The organism is Salinivibrio sp. MA351, from assembly GCF_001996065.1.
GTDB lineage: Bacteria > Pseudomonadota > Gammaproteobacteria > Enterobacterales > Vibrionaceae > Salinivibrio > Salinivibrio costicola.
Window position 1 is genome coordinate 20,287 of the sequence record NZ_MUFG01000021.1, and the last position, 25,911, is coordinate 46,197.

At 49.3% G+C, this 25,911-nt stretch carries 23 protein-coding genes and 1 tRNA gene; 19 read left to right on the top strand and 5 right to left on the bottom strand.

What is annotated here, in order from left to right; genetic code table 11:
- Positions 1–206: 206 nt before the first annotated feature.
- The 12 genes from cydA to nadA all read left to right on the top strand — a co-directional run bounded on the left by cydA (position 207) and on the right by nadA (position 10,382).
- A complete protein-coding gene (gene cydA, locus BZG78_RS11505; RefSeq protein ID WP_199877195.1) occupies positions 207–1,790 on the top strand; it encodes a cytochrome ubiquinol oxidase subunit I in 1,584 nt (527 codons plus the stop codon).
- 11 nt (positions 1,791–1,801) lie between these two features.
- Positions 1,802–2,938 (top strand): cytochrome d ubiquinol oxidase subunit II, encoded by a 1,137-nt coding sequence (cydB, locus tag BZG78_RS11510; RefSeq protein ID WP_077460429.1) that lies wholly within the window; start codon positions 1,802–1,804, stop codon positions 2,936–2,938.
- Positions 2,939–2,953: 15 nt separating this feature from the next.
- Positions 2,954–3,061: a cytochrome bd-I oxidase subunit CydX gene (gene cydX, locus BZG78_RS11515; protein WP_021024361.1), complete on the top strand. Its 108-nt coding sequence runs from the start codon at positions 2,954–2,956 to the stop codon at positions 3,059–3,061.
- Positions 3,054–3,350 (top strand): cyd operon YbgE family protein, encoded by a 297-nt coding sequence (locus tag BZG78_RS11520; protein WP_158011321.1) that lies wholly within the window; start codon positions 3,054–3,056, stop codon positions 3,348–3,350. Before cydX ends, BZG78_RS11520 begins: the two co-directional genes overlap by 8 nt.
- A gap of 230 nt (positions 3,351–3,580) precedes the next feature.
- Positions 3,581–3,988 (top strand): tol-pal system-associated acyl-CoA thioesterase, encoded by a 408-nt coding sequence (gene ybgC, locus BZG78_RS11525; protein WP_021024364.1) that lies wholly within the window; start codon positions 3,581–3,583, stop codon positions 3,986–3,988.
- Positions 3,985–4,671 carry a protein TolQ gene (gene tolQ / locus BZG78_RS11530; protein WP_021024365.1) on the top strand — a complete coding sequence of 229 codons (687 nt, stop codon included), beginning with the start codon at positions 3,985–3,987 and terminating at the stop codon, positions 4,669–4,671. The genes ybgC and tolQ overlap by 4 nt, the downstream gene beginning before the upstream one ends.
- Before the next feature lie 3 nt (positions 4,672–4,674).
- Complete coding sequence (tolR, locus tag BZG78_RS11535) at positions 4,675–5,121, top strand: protein TolR (protein ID WP_021024366.1); 447 nt, start codon at positions 4,675–4,677, stop codon at positions 5,119–5,121.
- A gap of 9 nt (positions 5,122–5,130) precedes the next feature.
- Positions 5,131–6,192 carry a cell envelope integrity protein TolA gene (tolA, locus tag BZG78_RS11540; protein ID WP_077661277.1) on the top strand — a complete coding sequence of 354 codons (1,062 nt, stop codon included), beginning with the start codon at positions 5,131–5,133 and terminating at the stop codon, positions 6,190–6,192.
- 107 nt (positions 6,193–6,299) lie between these two features.
- Positions 6,300–7,631 carry a Tol-Pal system beta propeller repeat protein TolB gene (tolB, locus tag BZG78_RS11545; protein WP_077460491.1) on the top strand — a complete coding sequence of 444 codons (1,332 nt, stop codon included), beginning with the start codon at positions 6,300–6,302 and terminating at the stop codon, positions 7,629–7,631.
- Between the two features lie 50 nt (positions 7,632–7,681).
- The gene (gene pal, locus BZG78_RS11550) at positions 7,682–8,200 is read left to right on the top strand and encodes a peptidoglycan-associated lipoprotein Pal (RefSeq protein WP_077460433.1); all 519 of its coding nucleotides are present in this window, start codon (positions 7,682–7,684) and stop codon (positions 8,198–8,200) included.
- Positions 8,201–8,233: 33 nt separating this feature from the next.
- On the top strand, positions 8,234–8,962 hold the full coding sequence (gene ybgF, locus BZG78_RS11555; protein ID WP_077661291.1) for a tol-pal system protein YbgF: 729 nt from the start codon (positions 8,234–8,236) through the stop codon (positions 8,960–8,962).
- Between the two features lie 376 nt (positions 8,963–9,338).
- Positions 9,339–10,382, top strand: a complete 1,044-nt coding sequence (gene nadA, locus BZG78_RS11560; protein ID WP_077460434.1) for a quinolinate synthase NadA — start codon at positions 9,339–9,341, stop codon at positions 10,380–10,382.
- A gap of 463 nt (positions 10,383–10,845) precedes the next feature.
- Here nadA and BZG78_RS11565 read toward each other — a convergent pair whose 3' ends face one another.
- Together BZG78_RS11565 and BZG78_RS11570 are read right to left on the bottom strand one after the other, a co-directional pair.
- Entirely contained in the window at positions 10,846–11,136 is a 291-nt protein-coding gene (locus BZG78_RS11565; protein WP_242413017.1) for a nucleotidyltransferase domain-containing protein, read from the bottom strand.
- Positions 11,137–11,155: 19 nt separating this feature from the next.
- Positions 11,156–11,569, bottom strand: a complete 414-nt coding sequence (locus BZG78_RS11570; protein ID WP_077486948.1) for an HI0074 family nucleotidyltransferase substrate-binding subunit — start codon at positions 11,567–11,569, stop codon at positions 11,156–11,158.
- A gap of 1,601 nt (positions 11,570–13,170) precedes the next feature.
- Between BZG78_RS11570 and nadS the strand changes: the two genes are divergently transcribed.
- Positions 13,171–13,458 carry a NadS family protein gene (nadS, locus tag BZG78_RS11590; protein WP_021024377.1) on the top strand — a complete coding sequence of 96 codons (288 nt, stop codon included), beginning with the start codon at positions 13,171–13,173 and terminating at the stop codon, positions 13,456–13,458.
- A gap of 834 nt (positions 13,459–14,292) precedes the next feature.
- Here the strand turns inward: nadS and BZG78_RS11595 are convergent.
- Positions 14,293–14,865 carry a UPF0149 family protein gene (locus BZG78_RS11595; RefSeq protein WP_077577274.1) on the bottom strand — a complete coding sequence of 191 codons (573 nt, stop codon included), beginning with the start codon at positions 14,863–14,865 and terminating at the stop codon, positions 14,293–14,295.
- 229 nt (positions 14,866–15,094) lie between these two features.
- On the opposite strand from BZG78_RS11595, the gene BZG78_RS11600 reads away from it, so the two are divergent.
- A tRNA-Ser gene (locus BZG78_RS11600) sits at positions 15,095–15,182 on the top strand.
- A gap of 97 nt (positions 15,183–15,279) precedes the next feature.
- Here the strand turns inward: BZG78_RS11600 and BZG78_RS11605 are convergent.
- Both BZG78_RS11605 and BZG78_RS11610 read right to left on the bottom strand, forming a co-directional pair.
- Positions 15,280–15,750, bottom strand: coding sequence for a helix-turn-helix transcriptional regulator (locus BZG78_RS11605; protein WP_077661281.1), 471 nt, complete (start codon positions 15,748–15,750; stop codon positions 15,280–15,282).
- Positions 15,747–17,108: a HipA domain-containing protein gene (locus BZG78_RS11610; RefSeq protein WP_077661282.1), complete on the bottom strand. Its 1,362-nt coding sequence runs from the start codon at positions 17,106–17,108 to the stop codon at positions 15,747–15,749. The genes BZG78_RS11605 and BZG78_RS11610 overlap by 4 nt, the downstream gene beginning before the upstream one ends.
- Positions 17,109–18,054: 946 nt before the next feature.
- Here BZG78_RS11610 and BZG78_RS11615 point away from each other — a divergent pair.
- The 5 genes from BZG78_RS11615 to BZG78_RS11630 all read left to right on the top strand — a co-directional run bounded on the left by BZG78_RS11615 (position 18,055) and on the right by BZG78_RS11630 (position 25,751).
- Positions 18,055–20,958: an AAA domain-containing protein gene (locus tag BZG78_RS11615; RefSeq protein ID WP_199877193.1), complete on the top strand. Its 2,904-nt coding sequence runs from the start codon at positions 18,055–18,057 to the stop codon at positions 20,956–20,958.
- A 218-nt stretch (positions 20,959–21,176) separates the two neighbouring features.
- Positions 21,177–22,619 carry a hypothetical protein gene (locus BZG78_RS11620; RefSeq protein WP_131826080.1) on the top strand — a complete coding sequence of 481 codons (1,443 nt, stop codon included), beginning with the start codon at positions 21,177–21,179 and terminating at the stop codon, positions 22,617–22,619.
- 343 nt (positions 22,620–22,962) lie between these two features.
- Positions 22,963–24,129, top strand: a complete 1,167-nt coding sequence (locus tag BZG78_RS11625; RefSeq protein ID WP_077661285.1) for a nucleotide sugar dehydrogenase — start codon at positions 22,963–22,965, stop codon at positions 24,127–24,129.
- 82 nt (positions 24,130–24,211) lie between these two features.
- A complete protein-coding gene (locus BZG78_RS15370; protein WP_131826081.1) occupies positions 24,212–24,502 on the top strand; it encodes a hypothetical protein in 291 nt (96 codons plus the stop codon).
- A gap of 316 nt (positions 24,503–24,818) precedes the next feature.
- Positions 24,819–25,751: an alpha/beta hydrolase gene (locus BZG78_RS11630; RefSeq protein ID WP_077661286.1), complete on the top strand. Its 933-nt coding sequence runs from the start codon at positions 24,819–24,821 to the stop codon at positions 25,749–25,751.
- Positions 25,752–25,911 lie beyond the last annotated feature (160 nt).

Genomic DNA, 25,911 nt, shown 5'->3' on the forward strand with positions numbered 1-25,911 from the left:
CTGTAATATTAGTTATAACTTAATTAGAATATATTTAACTATTAAGTAACTTGAGTGTTTCAAGCGTGTAACATGCAAGCAGTGACTTGAGAAAGTGTAGCGCTTTCCCCGCACCGGCCAGCGGTTTGGCGGCCATGCAGGGTGAGAAAGTAAAACGAGCGATACAACTGTATCGGCACCGAAAGCGGTGTAAAGGAGTGACCATGATTACCGATATCGTCGATTTATCGCGGCTGCAGTTTGCGCTGACCGCGATGTATCACTTCCTGTTTGTTCCCCTAACGCTAGGTTTGGCATTTTTGCTGGCCATCATGGAATCGTTATACGTGATGACCGACAAGCAAATCTACAAAGACATGACCAAGTTTTGGGGTAAACTCTTTGGGATTAACTTTGCGCTCGGTGTGGCAACCGGCCTCACCATGGAGTTTCAATTCGGGACCAACTGGGCCTACTATTCCCACTATGTCGGGGATATTTTTGGTGCCCCGCTTGCCATTGAAGGGTTGATGGCCTTCTTCCTTGAATCCACCTTTGTGGGCTTATTCTTCTTTGGTTGGGATCGTCTCAGTAAACGTCAGCATTTGGTCACCACTTGGCTGGTGGCGTTAGGCTCTAACTTTTCCGCGCTTTGGATCCTGGTCGCAAACGGCTGGATGCAAAACCCAGTGGGCTCGGAGTTCAACTTCGAAACCATGCGTATGGAAATGGTGAGCTTTGCCGATGTGGTCTTCAACCCGGTAGCACAAGTTAAATTTGTTCACACCGTCGCGGCAGGCTACACCACTGGGGCAATGTTCGTGCTCGGTATCAGTGCCTACTACCTACTGAAAGGGCGTGATCTCGCCTTCGCACGTCGCTCGTTTGCAATTGCTGCCTCCTTTGGTATGGCCGCGATCGTCTCGGTCATTATTCTGGGTGATGAATCCGGTTACGAGCTGGGCGATGTACAAAAGGTCAAATTGGCGGCGATTGAGGCCGAATGGCACACCGAGGAAGCGCCAGCAGCCTTCACCGTGGTGGGTCTTCCTAATCAAGACACCATGCAAACCGATTATGCGATCAAAATCCCGTATGCGATGGGGATCATTGCCACGCGCTCACTGGATAAAGAAGTGACAGGCTTAACCGATTTGATTGCTGAGCACGAAACCCGTATCCGCAACGGGATGCAGGCGTACGCATTGCTAGAAAAATTGCGTGCCGGCGAGACATCGTCTGAAACTAAAGCCGCCTTTAATGAAGTGAAAAATGACCTCGGTTATGGTCTGCTGCTCAAGCCTTATACCGATAAAGTGGTTGATGCCACCGAAGGGCAAATTCAGCAAGCGGCACAAGACTCTATTCCACACGTGGCACCGTTGTTCTGGAGCTTTAGGATCATGGTGGCCTGTGGCTTTGCGATGCTGTTTATCTTTGGCATGAGCTTCTGGCAAACCTGCCGTCAACGTATTGATCAAAAACCTTGGCTACTCAAACTGGCATTGTTCAGTATTCCGCTGCCTTGGATTGCCTGTGAAGCGGGCTGGTTTGTTGCCGAATATGGTCGTCAGCCTTGGGCTGTGGGTGAGATTTTACCAGTGCATATGGCCGCCTCTAACCTCGCTGCAGGCGATATCATCTTCTCGATGGTGGCGATTTGTTCGCTCTACACCGTCTTTCTCGTCGCCGAGCTCTATCTGATGTTCAAGTTTGCGCGCTTGGGGCCAAGTAGCCTCAAAACCGGCCGCTACCACTTTGAACAAAAAGGCAATCCAGAAGCGGATTTCAGCCGCCAGATTGAAGCATAAGGAGAGATAGCATGTTTGATTATGAAATGTTACGGCTGATCTGGTGGGCGCTTATTGGGGTGCTACTGATTGGCTTTACCGTCACCGATGGCTTTGACATGGGGGTGGGCGCCTTGCTCACCCTAATCGGCAAAACGGATAGTGAACGGCGGGTGATGATTAACTCAGTCGCCCCGCACTGGGAAGGCAACCAAGTTTGGCTAGTGACCGCGGGTGGGGCACTATTTGCTGCCTGGCCGCTGGTTTATGCAGTGTCATTCTCTGGGTTTTATATCGCGATGGTGCTTACACTGGCAGCGTTATTTTTCCGTCCTATGGGCTTTGACTACCGCTCAAAAATTGATGATAAGCGCTGGCGCACTGCCTGGGACTGGGGCCTGGTTGCCGGTGGTTTTATACCGCCTGTGATTTTCGGTGTCGCCTTTGGCAACTTGCTGCAAGGCGTACCATTTCAGTTAAGCGAGCTGTTGATCCCAACCTACACCGGTGGCTTTTTCGCACTGCTTAATCCATTCGCACTGGTGTGTGGCCTTGTGAGTCTGTTTATGGTGGTGCTGCAAGGGGCAACCTGGCTGCAAATGAAAACCACCGATGCGCTGCATGTACGGGCACGCAATGTGGCGCAACTGTGTGCGCTACTGACCACCGTCTTGTTCGTGGCAGCGGGCTTTTGGGTACAAAACCTGGAAGGCTTTGTGGTGGTCAGTGAAGCGGCGAACCAAGCGGCGTCTAACCCACTGGCGAAAGAGGTGGCGGTGCAAAGCGGCGCGTGGATGCACAACTACCAAGCGATGCCAATCCTTTGGTTAGCTCCCATTGTCGGTGCGGTGATGCCACTATTGGCACTGCTGGCGTCTCGAGTTGAACGTGGTGGCTGGGCCTTCTTGTTCTCGAGCTTGGCTATTGCTGGGGTAATTTTGACCGCGGGTATCGCGATGTTCCCCTTTGTGATGCCATCGAGCACCTTCCCAAGTCATAGTTTGACCATGTGGGATGCTACCTCGAGCGAACTGACTTTATCGATTATGACTATCGTCGCTGCGATTTTTGTGCCGATTATCTTGGCTTACACCTTGTGGTGCTACATTAAGATGTTCGGCCGCTTAGATGCGCAATATATTGAAGACAACAAACATTCACTGTACTAAGTAAGGAGCCTGCATATGTGGTATTTCACGTGGATTCTCGGTGTGCTGCTGGCATGCGCCTTCGGGATCATCAATGCGTTATGGTTGGAGCATACCGAAGCCATGGATCACGATAATGAGTGATCGCCAACCCGCCCCTTTAGGCCAGGATTTTTCTGGCCTTTGGCGGCTGCTCTCATTGGCCAGTGCATTATGCTGGGGGGGCCAAGTAATGTGGGCGCCTGAAGCCTTCGCGCAGCGCATGGGCGGCGTCACGTTCCTCATGGGCGTGGGCCTACTTTACGCCACCTGCTTGGGCGTGATTCACGCTGTCGGCTTTACAGCGCAAGGAAAATGGAGCCGCTGGCTTACTTGGCCGCCATTAGGGTGGGGCGTGTCTCTTCTTTTGCTCGCCTTGATGTGGTTACGCTAGTTGAGCCAAACGCTCGGTGAGCAAGCGCAAAGTGACAAACGAATGACAAAAGCACCCAGGTGGTGCTTTTTTCATCACTGGCCGCGGAGTCATTGTGTGTTTTTTGCGGCATATCACTTCTTGCGCCCTTCATGGGCCACCAATGCAGCGACCGCGCGGCTTCAGCATTTCTATACATCGACAACTTAGGTATAGTAATTGCCTATCGCTGAACCTATATGGATACAGTCATGACTGAATCAACGCCGTTTCGTTGGCCCGTGCGTGTTTATTATGAAGACACAGACGCCGGCGGGGTGGTTTATCACGCCAACTACCTCAAGTACTTTGAGCGTGCGCGCACTGAACTGTTACGCCAAATCGGTGTCAATCAACAGGCCTTGTTTGCCGAGCACTATGCGTTTGTGGTGCGCCACATGGATATCGACTTTCACCGCGGTGCACGGCTGGATGATGCCCTTGATGTTGTCACCACAGTGTCAGCCATGGGGCGCGCCAGCATGACGTTTTGTCAAAGCTTGGTGAATTCTGATCAAAAAGCATTGTGTGTGGCAACGGTTAAGATAGCCTGTGTCGACCCAGCCACCATGAAACCCAAATCGATTCCAACACAGATTAAATCGGAGATGATGACGTGACCGCTGAACTTTCCATTCTCGACCTGTTTTTACAAGCAAGCCTGCTTGTTAAGGGAGTGATGCTGATATTACTGGGTATGTCAGTGATGTCTTGGGCCATGATCATCAAGCGCTCAAAAGTGATGCAGCAAGCCTTTAGCCGAGCGGAGCGATTTGAAGACCGATTCTGGTCGGGGATCGATCTCTCACAGCTGTTTCAAGAAGTGCAGGCCCGCAAGGATCACCTCACCGGTAGCGAGAAAATTTTCTACGCGGGTTTCAAAGAATTTGCCCGCCTGCATCGCAGTAACGACAAAGTGCCTGATGCCGTGATGGAAGGCACGTCACGGGCGATGCGTGTTTCCCTGTCTAAACAAGTTGAAGAGCTTGAAACCCACTTACCGTTTTTGGCCACCGTGGGCTCAATTAGCCCCTACATCGGCCTATTTGGCACCGTGTGGGGCATTATGCATGCCTTTATCGCCCTGGGTGCGGTGAAACAAGCCACATTGGCGATGGTTGCGCCCGGGATTGCTGAAGCCTTGGTCGCGACAGCCATGGGCCTATTTGCAGCGATCCCTGCCGTCATGGCTTACAACCGTTTGACAGCCAAAGTGAGCAAGCTTGAACACAACTACATGAACTTTATGGAAGAATTTTCTAGCATTCTTCACCGTCAAGCGTTTGCGGCAACCCAGGAGTAATCCATGGCGTATCAACCAAAACGACGCAAAATGACGGCGGAAATCAATGTGGTGCCCTACATTGACGTGATGCTGGTATTGCTGATTATCTTTATGGTCACCGCGCCGTTTGTGACCCAAGGCGTCGATGTCGATTTACCACAGACCACGCAGGCCAAAACAGCGGCAGAGTTGGCGGAAGAAGAAGATAGCGGCGCGTTCATCATTGTGGAAGTAGACCAAGACGGCCAGCTCGGGCTCAGTGTCAACAATGGTGATATGACCCGGGGACTCAGCCTAGAAGAAATCTTGGTGCGGGTGAAAGCCGAACTTCAGCTTAATCCTAAATCCCCCGTCTTAGTCGGCGGTGATGGCCGCGTCCCCTATTCCGAAATCATCCTAACGCTTGATGCATTAAACCAAGCCGGCGTGTCGTCGGTGGGCTTAATGACAGAGCCATATGAGTCGTAGGTGAGGATGATGAACGAGCCAAACCATCGCGATCAGGCGACCAAAAGCAAGAAAAAAGACTCACTGGTGCCAGCGCTTGCCATTTCCGGCGGGCTACACGTGTTGTTGGTGATTGTGCTGTTATGGGGGGCAGATTTCACCTCAGACGCCAAGCCAACCCCGAAAGCTGGGCGCTCCATTGAAGCTACCGTGATTGATCCGGCCGTGGTGAATGCACAGGCACAAAAAATTCGTGCGCAGCGCGATCAGGCAAAACGCGAAGAAGCCGAGCGGTTAAAGCGATTAGAGCAGCAAGCGAAACGCCTTGAGCAACAACGCGAGCAAGAAGAACAGCGCCTTCGCGAAGTGAAGCGGAAAAAGCTCGAAGCGGAACGTCAAGCACGAGAAGAACAAAAGCGGATTGCCGAAGAGCAAGCCAAGGCCAAAGAACAAGCACGCCTTGCTAAACAACAGGCGGAACAAGCCGAACGCGAGCGTCAGCGCAAGTTAGAACAACAACGGAAAGCGGAATTGGCGGCGGAAAAAGCGGAGAAAGCGCGGCAAGAAAAACTGGCGGCTGAACGCAAAGCCGAAGCTGAACGCCAACGCAAGCTTGAGGCAAAGCGCAAAGCCGAAGAGCAAGCGTTAAAAGAGGCAGAGCAGGCGCGCAAAGAAGCCGAACAAGCGAGAAAAGAGGCCGAGCGCCGGGCAGAAGAAGCCAAACGGCAACAGCAAGAGCAAGAAGCGGCGCTTAATGATTTGTTTTCGGGGCTGGAATCGGAAGCCAGCCAACGGCAAAGCGCGCGCGGACAGTTTGTAGACGACGAAGTGGCGCGATACGGCGCCATTTTTACGCAAATGATCCAACAAAGACTGATTGTTGATGATGGTTTAAGTGGCCAAGAGTGTGTGGTCAATATGCGCTTGTCACCTACCGGCCTATTGCTTAATGTGGAACAAAAAGCGGGCAACTCGCGATTGTGTCGTGCAACAAAAACCGCGGTCGCGTCCGTATCACAATTTCCAATGCCAGACGATGGCGATATTATTGCTAAGTTACGTGATATCGAGTTAACCGTTCGACCTAACTAACCGACAGGATAAAAAACATGATGGAAGTGAGCCCCTGTGGTGGCACAAACCATGTCACAAACACGCGTCAGGATCGTTTACGGACGTGGCAAGTTGCCGCCGTTGTAATGCTGTTGGCCTGTTTGTCGTTACTCACGCAACCGGCACACGCTGCGCTTAAGTTGGTGATCACCGAAGGGGTGAACACAGCCAGGCCCATTGGCGTGATCCCCTTCCAATGGAAAGGGCAAGGCGAGATGCCTGAAGATATTGCCGGTGTAGTGGGATCCGATTTACGTCGCAGCGGTAAATTTAACCCATTATCTGTCAGTGACATGCCGCAAACGCCTTACAAAGATGCCGATGTCGATTACAACGCTTGGACCTCTCTCGGGGTGGATGCCGTGGTCACTGGCACCGTGACGCCCACGTCAGACGGCCGTTACCAAATTGATTACCAACTGATTGATATTGTGCGTGGCCAGCTCACGGGCGGCGACAGTAAAGGCCTAGGCGCCGATGGCCAGCTGGTACAAACCGATGACCACTTACTGGTGAACAACCGCGCCACGGTCAAAGAAAGCGATCTGCGCCGTTATTCGCATCGCATTGCCAATATTGTGTATGAACAGCTCACCGGCGAAAAAGGAGCCTTCTTGACCCGTATCGCCTATGTGGTGATCGATAAAGAGAACGACTACCCCTACCAACTGCGTTTGTCGGATTACGATGGCTATAACGAACGCTTGATCTTACGCTCTAAACAGCCACTGATGTCACCGTCGTGGTCACCGGATGGTCGCCAACTGGCATATGTCAGCTTTGAAAATGGCCAAGCCGAAATCTTTGTCATGGATATTTACACCGGTGAGCGCGAGAAAATTTCGTCTTATCCGCGTCACAATGGTTCGCCTCAGTTCTCGCCCGATGGCAGCAAGCTGGCCATGGTGCTGTCCAAAACCGGTAGCCTGCAGCTTTATATCTTCGATTTAAAGAGCAAAAAACTGACCCAAATTACCCATGGTCGTGCCAATAGCACCGAGCCATTTTGGGATCCCGATGGTAACTCGCTCATCTACACCTCGGACCGGGGTGGCAAACCACAGATTTATCGCGTAAATTTAGATGATGGAACCAGCCGACGGATCACGTGGGAAGGCAATCAAAATATGGGAGGGCAACTGACTCCTGATGGCCGCCACTTGATCATGGTAAATCAATCCGCGTCTGGCTATAACATTGCAAAACAAGACTTAAACAGCGGGGCGGTGCAAATCCTAACCAAAACCTTGTTGGATGAGTCGCCAAGTATTGCGCCAAATGGCAGCATGGTGATTTACAGCTCGGTATATGGACGTAAGAATGTGTTGTCACTCGTCTCAATCGACGGCCGCTTTAAAGCGCGGTTACCGGCAACCAACGGGCGCGTGCGTGCACCAGCCTGGTCACCTTACCTGTAGTTTTTTAATTTTAAACAACGTGCGCTAACTTTCTAGAAAAGGAAAATAGAATGCAAATCAATAAAGTACTGAAAGGTCTGGCGGTGGCACTGCCAATGTTAACTCTGGCTGCGTGTAGCTCAAGCGACAGCGCGACGGGCAGTGATGCTGGTCAATCAACCAACCAAAACGGCACTACCGTGGTATCACCGGTTGACGGCCAAGGCTCAATGACTGAGCAACAAATCCGTAACCAAGAGCTGCGTCAGTCGCAAACCGTTTACTTCAACTTTGACGACTCATCAGTACTACCACAATACGAAGACATGCTGGATGCGCACGCGACTTACCTGCGTGACAACCCAGCGATGGAAGTAGTCGTTGAAGGCCATGCTGACGAGCGCGGTACCCCAGAGTACAACATCGCACTGGGCGAGCGCCGTGCTGAAGCTGTGTCTAAATACCTACAAGCGTTGGGTGTGCCAGCTAGCCAAATCTCTATCGTGAGCTACGGCGAAGAAAAACCGCTGGTCCTTGGCCAAAGCGAAGAAGCTTACGCCAAAAACCGTCGTTCGGTATTAGTGTACTAATCCAGCCGATAGGTAGTGGAAACGAGTATGAAAATAAACAGTAACTCTGTGCGAACCCTCGCGCTGGCGTTACTGGTGAGTGTGGCAGCCCCCGCGGCTGCCACATCTGCTCCGGTGACAGAAGTAGGGGCGGGTGGCTCTGCCGTTGATCGTCTAGAACGCATGCTACAAGCGCGCAACCAAATGCAGCTGGATATGCAACGCCAACTTGATCAAATGGCGCAAGAGCTAAGCACGTTACGTGGCAGTGTTGAGCGTAACAGCTACGACATCAAACAAATGGTAGAACGCCAGCGCGATCTCTATCGCGAGGTTGATACGCTAAGAACCGCGAAACAAGCGGTCCCAGCCCCCCAAGAAGAGACGCAAGACGCATCATCTGTTAGCTTTACGGATGATAAAAGCGAAAACGCCGCGTATGAAGCTGCCGTCAACCTGATCTTAAAAGAGAAAGACTACCAAGGCGCAACCAAAGCATTTAAAGCGTTTCTTTCTAAATACCCAGAATCGGTATACACAGCAAACGCCCACTATTGGCTCGGCCAGCTCTATTTTTCTAAAAGTGAATTTGAGCAGGCAAACCAAGAGTTTACGGCAGTTAGCAAGTTTAAAGACTCCAACAAACGCGCCGACGCATTGCTCAAACTCGGCCTAATTGCGCAAAAACAAGGTAACGGCGACCAAGCCGATCAATACTTCCAGCAAGTGATTGATACCTACCCAGACTCAACCAGCGCCAAACAAGCCAAAAATGCGATGTAGGTTAAGATAAAGCAAGATCGTTGCCGCCTCTGCGCTCTTGCTCTTTCTGTACTCTGTATCCAGTCATCTGTATTCGGGAATGGGAATACAGAGCGCTTCGCTTACGGAATACGGGAAAAGGCAACTCGTGCGCGCATTGTCCTTTTGCTCTTTCTGTACTCTGTATTCAGTTATCTGTATTCGGGAGTGGGAATACAGAGCGCTTCGCTTACAGAATACGGGAAAAGCAAAAGCTGGCACGATATGCTTATTCCGTATTCCGTATTCCGTATTCCGTCCTCCGTCACCTAGGACCTACGCTCTAGGACTCTAGCTCTACTCGCGTTATACTACCCGGACTGGAAGCCCCGGACTGGAAGTAAGCATGAGTAATCCCATGAGCCAAGTGATTGAAACGTCGCAAAGGGTCTATCCCTTTCCGCCGAAACCGATGGCATTGAGTGACGAAGAGAAAAAACAACACGTTGCACGCATCAAACAACTATTAAAACAAAAAGACGCGGTACTTGTTGCTCACTATTACACGGACCCAGAGATCCAAGCCCTCGCCGAAGAAACCGGCGGGTGCGTGGCCGACTCGTTAGAAATGGCCCGTTTTGGCAATCAACACCCAGCCAAAACCCTGATCGTGGCCGGTGTACGCTTTATGGGTGAGACCGCTAAAATCCTCACCCCAGAGAAAACCGTCTTAATGCCAACGCTTAATGCCGAGTGCTCGTTAGACTTAGGTTGTCCTGCCGATGAATTCACCGCGTTTTGTGACGCACACCCAGACCACACCGTCGTGGTGTATGCCAATACCTCGGCCGCCGTCAAAGCACGTGCCGATTGGGTGGTCACCTCAAGCATCGCGTTAGAGATTGTCGAGCACCTAGACAGCCAAGACAAGCCAATTATCTGGGCCCCAGATCGCCACCTAGGCGCCTATATCGAAAAAGAAACTGGCGCTGACATGGTGTTATGGCAAGGCGAATGCGTAGTCCACGACGAATTCTCAGCCCAAGCGCTAGAAAAAATGAAACACCTTTACCCCGACGCCGCGATTCTTGTTCACCCTGAATCCCCAGCGAGCGTGGTAAAAATGGCCGATGCCGTTGGCTCGACCAGTCAGCTGATCAAAGCGGCGCAAACCTTGCCGAATAAAAAGCTGATTGTCGCCACCGATAAAGGTATTTTCTACAAAATGCAACAAATGGTGCCAGACAAAGAATTAGTCGAAGCCCCCACCGCCGGCGCAGGTGCCACCTGTCGCAGCTGCGCCCACTGCCCATGGATGGCAATGAACGGCCTTAAAGCGATTGAAAACGCACTAGAAAACGGTGGCGAAGAGCATGAAATTCATGTTGATGATAACGTGCGCGAAAAAGCGTTAATCCCACTCAACCGCATGCTCAACTTCGCCGCGGAGATGAAGGGGTAACATCGTTCCTAGGACAAGCGCCAATGGCACCACCGATATATAAACGAGGCGTAGGTCGGCATAAGCGCCAATGGCACCACCGATATATAAACGAGGCGTAGGTCGGACAAGCGCCAGCACAATGCCAACCATTATCACGATGTGTGCCGCGCGCCTCCGACATCATGGTTAAATTTGGCAACGATCGTGACAGGCGCCCATTGCATGGCGCAGTGCAACAAGCGCCCGTTGGCAATGTGCACATACCCAATACCTGGCCGGGGCTTGTGTCACCTACGCCAATGGAATCACCGACGTTAAATATTAACGCCTTGTATCATCGTCGCCAATGGAATCACCGATATACAAACCAGGCGTAGGTCGGCATAAGCGCCTTCTCGATCGCGCAAGCTTGGCGTGATTTCCGCCGCGCGCCCGTTGCACGGCGCCATCGGACATTGGTGGTAAAATTGGCGCCTTTGGATTACTTTACTTGCTTGGATTCTTCTCGAATACGTGTGATGATCTCGGACGATTGGGTTTGATGTTTGAGTACGATATCAACGGTGAAAGGAAGCGTCGATTGCTCGAGTTTATCTTGTATTATTGCAAGATCATCGAATGTTAATGCGTTGCCCTCAAGCATGATGTCGATATCGGAATTATCTCTAAATGTGCCGGTTGCGCGAGAGCCAAAGATCCAGGCGTGTTGGACGCCAGGGTGGCTGAATACCATATCCTGGAGCAGTTGAAATTGATGCGGTTTTAACCCCATATCCATCATCAACGTGGCATTATTGCCCACTTTTATTCTCCAAATAACGCATTATCTCGGCAATAACAGGTGCGTAATGTTTGACGATCAGTCTTTGTGCCTCAAGGGCATTTTTTTCATCGTAGGTATGCGAAAGCAAGTTTCGCTTTACTAGCGCGTCAAGCAAGGTTTCACACTGATCTGACGACAGATGGTTGGCTTCTAACGCTGTGCGAATAACACTGCGCGGCGATGCAACATCAAACCCTTCATAGCTTAATAAGTCTTTTAAGGTTTTCCACATGAGCTCAAAAGTAAACTCAAACGTTTGTACGAGGCCTGCCAGCTCAAGTTCATTATAGCTTTCTTGCCCGCAAGCGTTTTCAAGCCGACGTTGTGCTTTAATCAGGTTTTGAAGTCGAAGTTGCCAGCGCTCTAGGTGTGTATCCGTCATTTTCACCTCGTTGCAGGGTTAGGGAGTCGATCCCCGAATTGTGCCATACGCCTATACAGCTACCGATATATAAACCAGGCGTAGGTCGGCATAAGCGCCTTCTCGATCGCACAAGCTTGGCGTGATTTCCGCCGCGCGCCCGTTGCACGGCGCCATCCGACATTAAAGCCAAGTTTAGCGCCAATCTTGAATGGTATCATTGCCGTTAAAGTACGCGTAGGTCGGCATAAGCGCCAGCACAGTGCCAATAAGTATCACAATGAGGGCCGCGCGCCATCCGACATTGGTGGTAAATTTAGCACCGATCGTGACAAGCGCCCGTTGACAAGGTGCACTTATCCAACATCTTGCTGGGGCTTGTGTCACCGACGCCAATGGTATCATCGACGTTTAAATTATCGTTCTGCATCGATAATTGCTCAACACAAATTCCACGAGGGATGATAAATCCCTCTTTTAACTTCACGATGAAATGAGGAATACGGCCAATCAACGACGCGCTCAACCCAACCATGTTTAACCGGATTGAAATGCACATAATCAAAATGATGCTTAAAATCTCGCTCATCCCTGATTGTATGCTCCCAAAACCGATCTTGCCATACCATCCCTTTTCCCATGATAAATCGCTTGTCTATTCGCGACACACTTTTAGTAAATAGCTTCTTTATCTCGCGCCACCTGGTTGAATAATCTGAGTCATTGTTGGGAAGCGTCCAAATAGCATGTAAATGATCAGGTAAAACGACCCAAGCATCGATTTGAAAAGGACGAGACGCTTTGACGGTTGCCACCGCTGAACGCAGTAACCTTATATGCTCCGTGAGCAATTGCATCTCTCTGTCGTGTAGATTTACCGTAAAAAAATACGTGCCACCATGTGCATAATTTCTCCGATACCGCATTCCAGGCTCTCTTTTGCCACCTTCACATACGATCAAGTGACGCGAACCCAAGGCAGGAATCAAGTTTCATTACAATAAATTAGAATTCAGCCGCGAAACAAGATCGAAGGTGTTTGTTGTGCCGTAGCTTGTGTCATCGTCGCCAATGGAATCATCGATATATAAACTAGGCGTAGGTCGGCATAAGCGCCTTCTCGATCGCACAAGCTTGGTGTGATTTCCGCCGCGCGCCCGTTGCACGGCGCCATCGACATCGTGGTTAAAATTGGCACCGATCGTGACAGGCGCCCGTTGGCATAGTGCATCATAGTTGACATCTTGCCGGGGCTTGTGTCACCTACGCCAATGGAACCACCGATATATAAATCAGGCGTAGGTCGGCATAAGCGCCAGCACAGTGCCAATAAGTATCACAATGTGGGCCGCGCGCCATCCGACATCGTGGTCAAATTTGGCGCCGAACGTAACAGGCGCAGTGCATCAACGAACACATTCTTAGTGTACTGTGTACCCATTGTTTCGTTAGGCTATATTGACATTGGGTACTTAGTACACATACTATAAGGTATAAGGAGCTCCAAACGTGAGCCACGCACTCCATTTTATTGAGACCCCAACATTTACCAGATTAATTACTGTACTCGCATCTGATGATGAATTGAAAGAACTAGTTAAACAACTTCGAGGTAATGGGGAATGAGTATTTTTGCAGATCTAAAGACGTCCCTTGAAGAGGCGGTCGAAATCAAGAAAGAAAACATGGAGCCCTCTCGTGTTACTTCTTATGCCATTGAAGACGTTAAGGCTATTCGTGAAGATATTCTGAATGTATCTCGCTCTGAGTTTGCCAAAGCAATGAGCGTGAGCGTAGAGACAGTAAAAAGCTGGGAAAATAAGCGTCGTAACCCCTCAGGCTTAGCGGCGAAGGTGCTTCACACTATTAAAGATAACCCTGAGTTTTATAAAGCATTAGAAGCTCATTAGTGGCAGTAAGTTGTTTATATTACCTAAAAAAATACAAGGTCGGATGGAACCACCGATATATAAACCAGGCGTAGGTCGGCATAAGCGCCTTCTCGATCGCACAAGCTTGGTGTGATTTCTGCCGCGCGCCCGTTACACGGCGCCTCCGACATTGGCGGTCAAATATTGGCATTGATCGTGACAGGCGCCCGTTGACAATGTGCACATACCCAACAACTTGCCGGGGCTTGTGTCACCTACGCCAATGGAACCATCGATATATAAATCAGGCGTAGGTCGGCATAAGCGCCAGCACAGTGCCAATAAGTATCACAATGTGGGTCGCGCGCCATCCGACATCGTGGTTAAAATTGGCACCGATCGTGACAGGCGCCCAGTTGGCAATGTGCACATATCCAACAATGTGCCGGGGCTTGTGTCACCTACGCCAATGGAACCACCGATATATAAACCAGGCGTAGGTCGGCATAAGCGCCTTCTCGATCGCGCAAGCTTGGTGTGATTTCCGCAGCGCGCCCGTTGCACGGCGCCTCCGACATTGGCGGTCAAATATTGGCATTGATCGTGACAGGCGCCCGTTGGCAATGTGCACATACCCAACACCGTGCCGAGTCTTGTGTCATCTACGCCAATGGAATCATCGATATATAAATCAGGCGTAGGTCGGCATAAGCGCCAGCACAGTGCCAATAAGTATCACAATGTGGGCCGCGCGCCATCCGACATCGGCGGTTAAATTTGGCGCCGAACGTGACAAGCGCCCGTTTACAATGTGCTCGTATCTAACACAGTGCTGGGGCTTGTATCATCGTCGCCAATGATACTTCTGGCTGTTTACTCCGCATCTTCCGCCAATGCTGCGCCGTGGTGGGTGAGGCCACACAACATAGTTGGCATGGCGTTGAAGATTTCCTCAAACTGTGCCAACTCTTCTGCGCCTTGTGCTTCCATGGTAGAAAGGGCGGTTTCTGGATCGTAAAGCAAGCTGATGGAAAGCACCACGCCGCCGAGTAGGGCATTGCCATCGGTGTTTTCCGGCATCAATGTTTCCCAATCATCACGGGTGAGGCTCCAGCCTTGCAACAAGCCTTCGGCAAAATCGCGCGTGGCTTGGTTGACAATTTCGGCGTCATCCAACAAACACCCTTCCGGCCACTGCCAATTTTTTTCCAACAGCTGTTGGCGCTGCGCATTCCAAATATCGACAATCAGGTTCGCGTACTGCTCAAACTGCTCATGGCTTTCAAATGGCGCTTGCTCGTCACCTCCCCACATTACCGGGAGCCACTCACTGGGGCTAATGACATGGGGCGCGGCAGCCATGGCAGTCACCACACCACGGGTTTGCATTTCGTTAAGCAGTTGCGCGCTATCAGCATGTTGGATAAGGAATTCGGATAAAGTCATCAGGCTCTCATTCGTATTCGATTTGTGTGCTGAGTTTAACAGCTTTCATGCTCACTTGCTTCCAGCTGATGTTATCCATATGGATGCGACTGGTGATGGAATAGCCATTTAAACGCAAACCTATCACCAACAACTTGACCGCAAAGCAGCAACTCTCTATAGTACGCCCCGTTAACGCGACAGCGGGGTTATAAGCCACCCAGCGTAAATGTCGTTTAACACACAATATGGTGAGGTGTCCGAGTGGCTGAAGGAGCACGCCTGGAAAGCGTGTATACGGCAACGTATCGAGGGTTCGAATCCCTCTCTCACCGCCATCATTAAAAAAACCGCCCTCGTGGCGGTTTTTTGCTATTTGGTTTTTTGCTATTTGTTTTTTTGCGCAGCATCTAATGCGTTTTGGTACGGCACCTTTCAATCCCTATCACGCTCCGTAAGTAGCGCTCTTAACGTATCAGGAGAAGAGGGGAGCAGCCCGACCTGTAAGCCAAATGGTTTGAATACCTTATTGAGAACCTCCGTATTGTAGCTGCCTCGATCATTCTCGATATCGGAGAGTGTTTTTCTTGAAACACCGACAAGTTTTGCGAACACATCCTGCTTAAGTCCCAGTATGTTAACACGCAAGCCTTTCAACGCTTTGCCTTGGGTTAACTCACCAAACAATAGGCGTTTGATGATTTTGTTCGCTTCGGTTTTACGCTCTGCGGCACTGACAGCCATGGTGTTTTTTGAGGCTTTCGATCGCGTCGGCGGGTTACATTGCGGTTGGTCGTTGATCGAATGAGCGGTCTCTCCCTCTTTTGTGCTCTCTTTTTGGCTGCGGTTTGCCCTCAGGCGAGCGACCACATCTTGTACAGACTCTTTGCTGCTCGGCTTATTCATAAAAGCCCCCAGTTGGCGAGCTTTTGTGACAGATGATTAAATCCAATCGCTGGCATCTCCAAGATTTGTTCGGGAACGCCTCGCAACGCTAGCCGCTGTTTAAGATCCATGCATTTACTTGCCGTCACCTTTAACTCTTTTAATAAGACGTCCTTCGGCACCAGATCAGAGAGAGTGTCCGCGATAGCGACAAAATCATACGTTCCGCCAACTTCGAGCGGCGCTTTCCATTTTGTGGTTCTTGGAATGCCTTCAGGATCCGCTTTCATTGGTGCGAAGTCATAAACAGGCGCGAGCTTGATGACGCCATCAGCTTTTAAGAATGACGTGTTTCTGCCGTGGTTGTCACTATTGCCAAATAAAATGTTGAGAAGGTCTCTTTTCACCCACTCAATCACAAATTCTTGAGAGTTAAATATATACCCTTGGCCTTGAACCGTATGGCTGTTAGTGATTTTCTCGATGAGCGTTCGGATAGTGGTTTCGTGATCAAGGGTAACGCCAGCACCTTTGTTCAACATAGAATACACAGATTCCATACCCAACCTTTCTATTTGTTGGTGACTGACTTGAACATCAAATCGAGGGAGCCATAACGAGGGGTAACTTAAACCTTCTTCCAAGCGCATACCGTCGATGGAGATCGTTTCGACACCCATTTCAGTTAGCTCATGATAATAGTGGAACTCCGCCCTTAGAATGTTGCAGTCGATAGGGCTTCGCGAACCTCTAGGGTACTTGACCAAATAATGGGCGTCGTGGTTATGGTTGTCATCTTGGTATGGATCGATCCATATTTTTTCGCGTCCCGCGTGATGATCGAAACCACAACGTAGGACAAGTTTGGGGGCTTCACCGCCAGCGCCCGTTGCCCCACCTGCGGCTGCGCCTCTTTGCTGCGCATAGTCGAGGAAATCACCCGCTCTATTTTTGACATCATCAACAGAGAAGTAGAGGTTGTCTGCCACGTCGTAGCGCTCAGGCAGCGAGTCTTTGATCCTTAGATTGCCAATTGGCGACATGGTACCAAATTTGAGCAAAATATAATTTTGTTCATCGACGCTAAGGTCTTCAATATCCAAGTGCTTAACCCAATACCGTCGGCTAGCACCGCTTGGCATAATATCGTCGAGAAATCGTAACCATCCGGGCTTGCCCAAGTCATCAAAAAAGAATGAAACAGGGTGATTGATTGAAACGGCATGATAATCATCTTGATCATGATGCGCCAATGCATAGTCACTGAGGTAATGGAGCTCCGTCACTCTGAAGTTATGTTGATGACTTTTAGGGAAAGATATTGTACCCACATCTACCCACTCCCCTTTGATAAACGCTTGCACGTTGAGCGCTTCCATCGTCCATCCCTCCACTTACTCATGTGTAAAATACTACTCGTAAAGAACATTTTTTGCAACTTGAGAGTAAAATATTACTCATTAAAAAGAAGTTAGAGTATTTTATGAGTACTAATTTACTCATAAAGTGTGCGGTGTGTGAAGATGTCGCTCACCAAACGATTACCTTCAAAAAATCATTCCCATCCTCACAGCAATTGCCCAAGTTGCTTTTATCCCTTATCCAAAAACGCTAACCTAGTCGCAGTTAAATTTGAGATATAAGCAATAAAGCATGGAATGGATGAAGTGGGCCGCGTATTGGCGTAACTGTTTAGCGGATGCTGACAGCACCAAGGGTGTTTTTAACCGAAAGGAGTTGGCACAAAAGCGTAACATATCCTCCTTCTCATTACGGTCAGGCTGCCTTAATGCAGAAGAAAATGACGGCGAATTATTCAACGATGAGCAGGCGGACGCCATTGCGGTTAAAGCGCATATATGGACGTTCTCGTTTGTTAAACGGAATATCATCGAGCACGGGAAACAGAAAAATAGCGCTTTACCGGACTCTATCGCCCCGATTATTTGCCCCGTGTGGATAACGCGATCAGGCCGGCTTTATCCCGCCTCTGCGCCTTTCGTCTCCCGTGACACCCTTGCGCCTCAACATCAAGACGTGATTACCGTATCAACCGTTGAACAGGTCGATCGCTTTTTATCTAACGCGTCGGTACAGAGCTTAACAGAGTCCGCTGTCGAGGAACTGGAACGTGATAACCCAGAACAGCACTCGTTGATATGGGATCAAGCGTATAACACAGCGCGGGATCTATACGCCTCAGCCTGCCAAACCTACCTAGACGAAAGGGGCTTTAAAGACTTGTATGAAGTGTCCCCCGACGGTGCTTATCTAGAAAAAATTGAAGCGTCAGGTAGCGCATTTCATATCATCAATGCGTATGATTTGATTCGTGAAAATAAGCCGACATTGCCGTTACTCAATACCTACGCGACCTGCACATGCCAGAACAGGCAGCCATGCGAAGACTACATCACGTCGATAAGCAAGAGAATTGCGCATTCCGGTGAGGCGTTTCCCTCAGCAGATGCTCAGCGTGATGCATTGACCAGCACTTTGGATATCGAACCAGGAAAGATGATAGCCATCAATGGTCCACCAGGAACGGGGAAAACAACGTTTGTACTTTCAGCGGTTGCGTCGCTATGGGCGAGAGCCGCACTCAAAGAGGGTGAGCCGCCGATCATCGTGGCAGCCTCCACCAACAACCAAGCGGTCACTAATATTATCGAGGCATTTGGTAATGACTTCGGTGAAGGAAAAGAAGAGTTTGCAGGTCGTTGGCTACCGGATGTAACAAGTTATGGTGGCTATTTACCTGCGAGATCCCGAGAGAAAGATGCTGCCAAAAAATATCAAACGAATGGATTTTATAATGGCCTTGAGAACCGTGATTATCTCGACAAAGCGGCGCATTCCTTTATCGAAAAAGCAGCGTTAGCTATGCCTCATTTGGATCTAAATTCAGACCCAAAACTTGCTATCGAAGCGATAAAGATACAGCTACATACATATTTAAAAAATGCGACAAAAGAATTAGAGAAGATCCAACACAATTGGCAGTGCTACGAAAAAAAGCGCAAGCTTTATTATGAAAACCTTGGCAATGATCCTAAAAAAACACTCGAAGATAACGAAAGAGCACTCGCGCGAGCGAAAATTAAATGCAAAACACTAGATAAAAGCCTAAACCAGTGGCGATATCTCTTATCTAAACAGTCAATAATTGAATCGTTTTTTTTGTTCTTACCCATAGTCAAAAAAAAGCGTCAAGCTAGAATTAAGCATTTTGTTCACACTCAACTGTGTAAAACGGCGCAACTCGTCTATCAAAATGATAGAGAACAATCATTTGAAAAAGAGCTTGAGCAAGCGTTGATCGAACAAAAACATACACTTGCAGCGCAAAATCGACGGCTAAGAAATCTATATCAATGCCAAGAGGAATTTTTTGATTGCCAGCGGAGCTGGAAGAATAGCTGTGAGGCTGTGTTTGATAAATATGGTTCTGATCCAAACGATAAACCTACGCCAGAGCTTGATAAAATAGATAAGTGGCTAGATACGCATGTTCGTTTTTTGGTTTTTCGGCTTTCAGTCCATTATTGGGAAGCCCGCTGGTTGTTAGCGTGTTTCTCCCTCGGAAAAGACATTGATACGCAAGCAAAGAAAACAGGAGAGAAGGCTAGCCTTGCTCGCTGGCATCGAAGAATGATGATTACTCCTTGTATTGTATCAACTTGCCACGCATTGCCGGATCACATGTCGATCACTAGATACCATGAGAGTAAATTTCATACAGATTATCTGTTTAATCATATTGATTGGCTCATTGTCGATGAAGCGGGTCAGGTGTCTCCAGAGGTGGCAGGCGCGAGTATGAGTTTTGCTAAACGGGCGATCGTGATTGGTGATACCCAGCAAATTCAACCGATAAGATCCTTAACCTCAATGGTTGACCAAGGTAATCTAACAAAAGCTGGGCTCACCGAAGTTGCGTCTGATTATGAAAAAACCAAAGATATGGCACGCCTGGTCACGCGAGGGAGTGTCATGCAGATCGCGCAACAGGCAAGCCGCGTACATCATCACCCCGATGCTGAACCAGGTATACTACTGCGAGAGCACCGACGCTGTTACGACGATATTATCGAATACTGTAATCGACTCTGTTACAACGGGCTGCTGATCCCAAAACGTGGTGCAGCTGAACATAAGACTGAAATAGACAGCGAATGTTTCCCAGCATTGGGTTATGCCCATGTCGATGGGGCGGCGATTAGGCAAGCGGGAAGTACCTCGAACCGCGTCGAAGCAATCGCCATTGCCAACTGGTTGCGAGACAATCGCAAGCGAATAGAAGCGCAATTTGGCGAGCCATTGGAACAGGCGGTTGGTGTTGTCACGCCTTTTAGAGCGCAAGTGAACGCGATAAAAGAAGCCTGCCAAGATAATGACATCCACTGTGACAATGACAAAAACAATGACAATAAAAAAAGCATGACAGTTGGTACGGTGCATTCGTTGCAAGGCGCAGCAAGGAAACTGGTGATATTCTCTCATGTGTACAGTCGCCATCAAGATGGACAGTTTATCGATATAGACACAACCATGCTTAATGTTGCCGTATCCCGTGCGAAAGATAGTTTTATAATTTTCGCCGATATGCAAACACTCGCTCATGCGCGGGAGGGATCACCACGGAAAATATTGGCCGATATGCTGCTGTGGCGTGACAACAATGCGCTAAGAGTGGATCCAGTAGAAAGGTCTGACTTATTAAGCAACAACAAAAAGCCTCAGTCCTTGGTGAATGCGCTCGAGCATGATCAATTTCTACATTATATATTAGAATACTCTAAATTAAATATCGACATCGTCTCACCGTGGATACAAGCACACACGTTAAAAAAGACCACTCTCGACCAAGCGATGAAAAAAGCGGTGAAACGCGGTGTAAAGGTTCGCATTTATACTGATAGACATTTTAATACGACACAAAACAACCGTTACAACCCTCAAAAGCAGCAACAGCTCGAAAACTGCATTGCAGAATTGAGTGCCAGTGGTATTGATGTTTATGTCGTTGATGGCGTGCACAGCAAAATAGTGATGGCTGATGATACACATATGGCAGTGGGCTCATATAACTGGCTCAGTGCTGCCAGACAAGGCAGATATAGCAATATAGAAACGTCCCTATATTACTCTGGCCAACTCAAACACGAGTGTCAGACTCACTTAGCCACGTTAGTGCCAGAAATGGTTGCTGAGGCGACACCAACATAATATTGTAAATCATGCCAATGACAGCCGTATCTTATTCATGCACGTCAGTCACTTGTAGCCAATCCGGCTCACTTTTTGCATCACCCACGCCATCATGCATTCAAAGGCAAACACTTGCCGTCAGATTGGCACCAAGACTCAAAGAGTATCAACTATGTTTAACAAGCAACTTTTAGCGATCCTTATCCCTCTAACCTTATCCGGTTGCGGCGGCGGCAGTGACGACAGCGGCGGCAGCCAACCCAAGCCAACCCAAGCCAACCCCTAAGTATACCTTTGATTTCGCACAATTTTATACCCAGTTAAGTGCTGGTAATTGCTCAATTTTTGGGAAAAGAATAGCAGGAGGAAAAGAGTTAAGTGTACTGGCGAACACGGATGTTAGCTTGAGTTTAGATCGTGACAAACTGCTTATTCAATATGCTGATGGAGTAGTAAAAGAAGAAGTACCATTAGATGGTAGTCGCCAACAAATAAACCAAACAGATGTGCCAGAAGGTGGTTACGTTACTTTTTATATTGAATTGTTGGATAAATATTTTGCRACATCCATCCAAAAAAAATACTTAAAATCGAATGATATAAATTGGTTAGGGTATGAGAAAGTGGATGCGCCAAATAACCCTCGTTGTGTAACGGGGAATAATGCGCCTGCAACTACATCATATAATGCGATAAGTATAAGTACGGATACAGCCCCGGGTATTATAGGCGTGGCAACGCCTGATAGTCGGAAATTAACAGCTAACCCAACACAATCAATCGATATTGAATCCTCTTTTTCTGTCGGTTTGGGTGTTGCACATCAAGCTGCTAGTGGTGACGGTGAGGTTGAAATTCCTGATAGTGATTTGGACAACCCCCGTGAAATAACCGATTATAAATTCTTTAATCTGTCCGATAATGCCACAGAGGAACTAGACAAGTTAATCGAAAGCAACAGCTGGACAGCTCCCGCAAACACCTACAACCTAACCTCCGCCGCCCTCTATGCTGACTACCAGCAAACGCCCTATATTTGGCAAAACTTGCCTCACAGCGCGAGCGATACCATCACCTACCGCTATGATCCAGACATTAACAATCTGGATTACTTTTTAACCGCAGAAGGAAGCGTGGACGCTTCAGGTGATCAATGGCAACTATCGACCGCGCAACAATTGTCTGATACACAACTAAGCGCGGGATTAGGTCGTACGGATTTGGCAGATAGTGTCACAGTTCCACAACAGGAAAACGCGAATATCGATGGAAGTGGAACGTTAACAGCCTATGGCAATGGTGCTGACGGCCAAGCGGGAATTCAACGTATTGCCTATCAAGCCACAGAGAGCTCGACAACAGTCACACATGTTATCTATGCCGAAGCAAATGCAGAGCAAACTATTCCGATGTTTGATGACAACGGTATTAATGCTGTAATAAGTGGTGCAGATACATTATCTAACTATGACATCAGCGTGATGTACACCAGCGATAACACCGATCAACGCCAAGCTCTCGCGGCGCTCATGGCAGAACATACGGATCCAGGCCAAAGCGACATCACCGATCTCAGCCTTGATAACCTACCTGTTCTCTTCACCACTTACGAGCGAGAGCAACTGGCACGACAAAAGAAAATCATCGATCATTATCAAATATCGACGAGTAATCCTTAGGGCCTAGAGCCTTTCTTGCTCTTTCCCGTCATCTGTAAGCGAAGCGCTCCGTATTCAATTTCCCGAATACGGAGTACTGAATACGGAATACAGAAAGAGCAAGAACCCCAATGCGCGCACGGTCTGCTCTTTTCCGTCATCCGTAAGCGAAGCGTCTCGTCTCTTTCCCGTCATCCATAATCTATTCCCTAGGACCTAGGACCTTTATCTACCGGAGTTGGCACGATATGCTTTTTCCGTATTCCGTATTCCGTATTCCGTATTCCGTATTCCGTATTCCGTAATCTTTCCACTAGAGCCCCCACGTGATACCATTTTTCCAGACATTACTTAAGGAAAACCAATGAAAATTGCAGTTGCTGGAACAGGTTACGTCGGCCTGTCGAACGCCATGTTATTGGCTCAACATAACGAAGTGGTCGCACTCGACATAGTGGAAGAAAAGGTCAACCTGCTTAACAACCAACAATCACCGATTGTCGATGCCGAAATAGAGCAATTTCTCGCCGAAAAACCACTGAGCTTTATCGCTACCCTCGATAAAGAGCAGGCCTACCAAGGCGCGGACTTTGTGGTGATTGCCACCCCCACCGACTACGATCCCGAAACCAACTACTTTAATACCAGCTCGGTCGAGGCGGTGATTAAAGATGTGATGGCGATTAACCCCGATGCGGTGATGGTGATCAAATCAACGGTACCAGTGGGCTATACCGAGCATATTAAGCAACAAATGGGGTGCGAAAAGATCCTCTTCTCCCCTGAGTTCTTACGTGAAGGCAAAGCACTTTACGATAATTTATATCCATCACGAATCATTGTTGGTGAGCAATCCGAGCGCGCCCGTCAGTTCGCCACGCTGTTGCAACAAGGCGCAGTCAAATCGGGTATCTCGGTCTTGTTTACCCACTCCACCGAAGCCGAAGCGGTGAAACTCTTCTCCAACACCTACTTGGCGATGCGGGTCGCGTATTTTAACGAGCTGGACAGCTACGCCGAATCCCACGGTTTAGACGCGCGCCAGATCATCGAAGGGGTAGGGCTAGACCCACGCATTGGCGATCACTACAACAACCCCTCGTTTGGCTACGGCGGTTACTGCCTGCCAAAAGACACCCGTCAACTATTGGCCAATTACCAAGACGTGCCCAATAACATCATTCAAGCCATCGTTGACGCCAACACTACCCGCAAAGACTTTATTGCTAATGCGATCATAAAGCGTGAACCTAAAGTCGTCGGCGTCTATCGCCTGGTGATGAAATCCGGCTCAGACAACTTCCGGGCTTCGGCCATCCAAGGGATCATGAAACGGATTAAAGCCAAAGGCATTGACGTGGTGGTATACGAGCCCGTGCTTGAAGAAGACACTTTCTTTAACTCTGAAGTTATCAAAGACTTGGACACCTTCAAACAACGCGCCGACGTGATTGTCGCCAACCGTATGGTCGACGAGATCCGCGATGTAGAAAGCAAAGTCTACACCCGCGATTTGTTTGGGGCGGATTGAGGGAAAACCACAATACGGGCTCGGTCTGCTCTTTTCCGTATTCCGTAAGCGAAGCGCTCTGTATTCCAATTCCCGAATACCGATGACGGAATACAGAGTACGGAAAGAGCAAGAGCCCCAATGCGCGCGCGGTCCGGTCTTCTCCGTATTCCGTATTCCGTCAAATGATCCCATTGGCGTAGGTGACACAAGCCCCTGTAAGATGTCAACTTTGATGCACTATGCCACCTGGGCGCCTGTCACGATCAGCGCCAATTTTAACACCGGCGCCAACTTTGACCTTAATGTCGGATGGCGCGCGGCCGGCTTAGGTATTCATGATTGGCATCGCACTGGCGCTTATACCGACCTACGCGATATTCAAGATTTTTGAATACAGAACGCTTCGCTTACAGAATACCGAAAAGAGCGTAAAGCAGTTCCTAGGCCCTAGGAACTTTATCTACCAGAGCTGGCACGATATGCTTTTTCCGTATTCCGTATTCCGTATTCCGTATTCCGTATTCCGTATTCCGTGTTCTGTAATCTTTTCCTAGGACCTAGGACCTAGGACCTAGGACCTAGGACCTAGAACCTAGGATCTTCCTCTCTTTCCGCCCACTCCCTCGCAAAACTCCCCAAACACCATACAACTCAATTACCTACCTCGCTTATCCTTCCCCGCACATTTATAACCGGTGGATGATGCCATGTTATTTATTACCAGCCGTATTCCTGAACAAGGGCCGACCAGTGAGGCCGGCCGTTGGCTAAGCTTTGATAACCAAAATACCGATATCTCAAAGTGGGTGTATTTTTGCCAGCGCGCCGGGCAGGGCGAATACCAAGAGATCACCGCGGCGCCGTTTATGGCCAAACTGAAAGCCTTACCCGCGCATACTCAAATCCTCTTTTTGCTCCATGGTTATAACAACCAAATGGAGCGCAACATCTTCCCGATGGCGCAGACCTTACAACACCAGTTTGATCGCCTCGCCCCCAACGCCATGCTGGTGGTGCCGATTATCTGGCCCTGTGACGACGATGGCCGGCTCGATGCTATCGATGACTATTGGGACGACCAACTCGCCGCCACCGCATCAGGGTTGGCCTTTAGCCGCTTACTGGCGATGTTTGATGACTGGCGCCGCGCCCCCGAGCAACAAACCACCCCGTGCAAACGACGCATGAACGTGCTTGCCCACTCCATGGGCAATCGCACCTTAATCAGCACCTTCTGGCATTGGCACCAACACGCCGGGCTCGACACCATGCCGCAGTGGTTTCGGCATATCTTTATGATGGCCGCCGATGTCGATAACCAAGCCCTAGAGCTTCACCAGCCAGGGAGGGCAGTGCTGGATGCCGCCAAACAAGTGCATATTTACTATGCCGCCGACGATTTAGCCATGGCCGCCTCAAAAGTGGTCAACGTACGCCACCGCACCGTCACCCGCCGCCTCGGCATGACCGGCCCCGAAAACCTCGACGCACTCCCCGCCAACAAAGTGACGGTAACCGACTGCGACGCCTTTAACGACCAATTCGACCCCCACTGGGGCCATACCTATTTCCTCACCGACGACAACGGCCACCCAAGCCCATTGATAGAACAGATGATGGATAAGATGATAAAAGATTGAAGGCGGGAAGAGCAGCCCGATACGAGACGGTTCGCTCTTCTCCGTATTCCGTAAGCGAAGCGCTCTAGATTCCAATTCCCGAATACCGATGACGGAATACAGAGTACAGAAAGAGCAAAAACCTGATGCGCGCACGGTCTGCTCTTTTCCCAACAAGGAC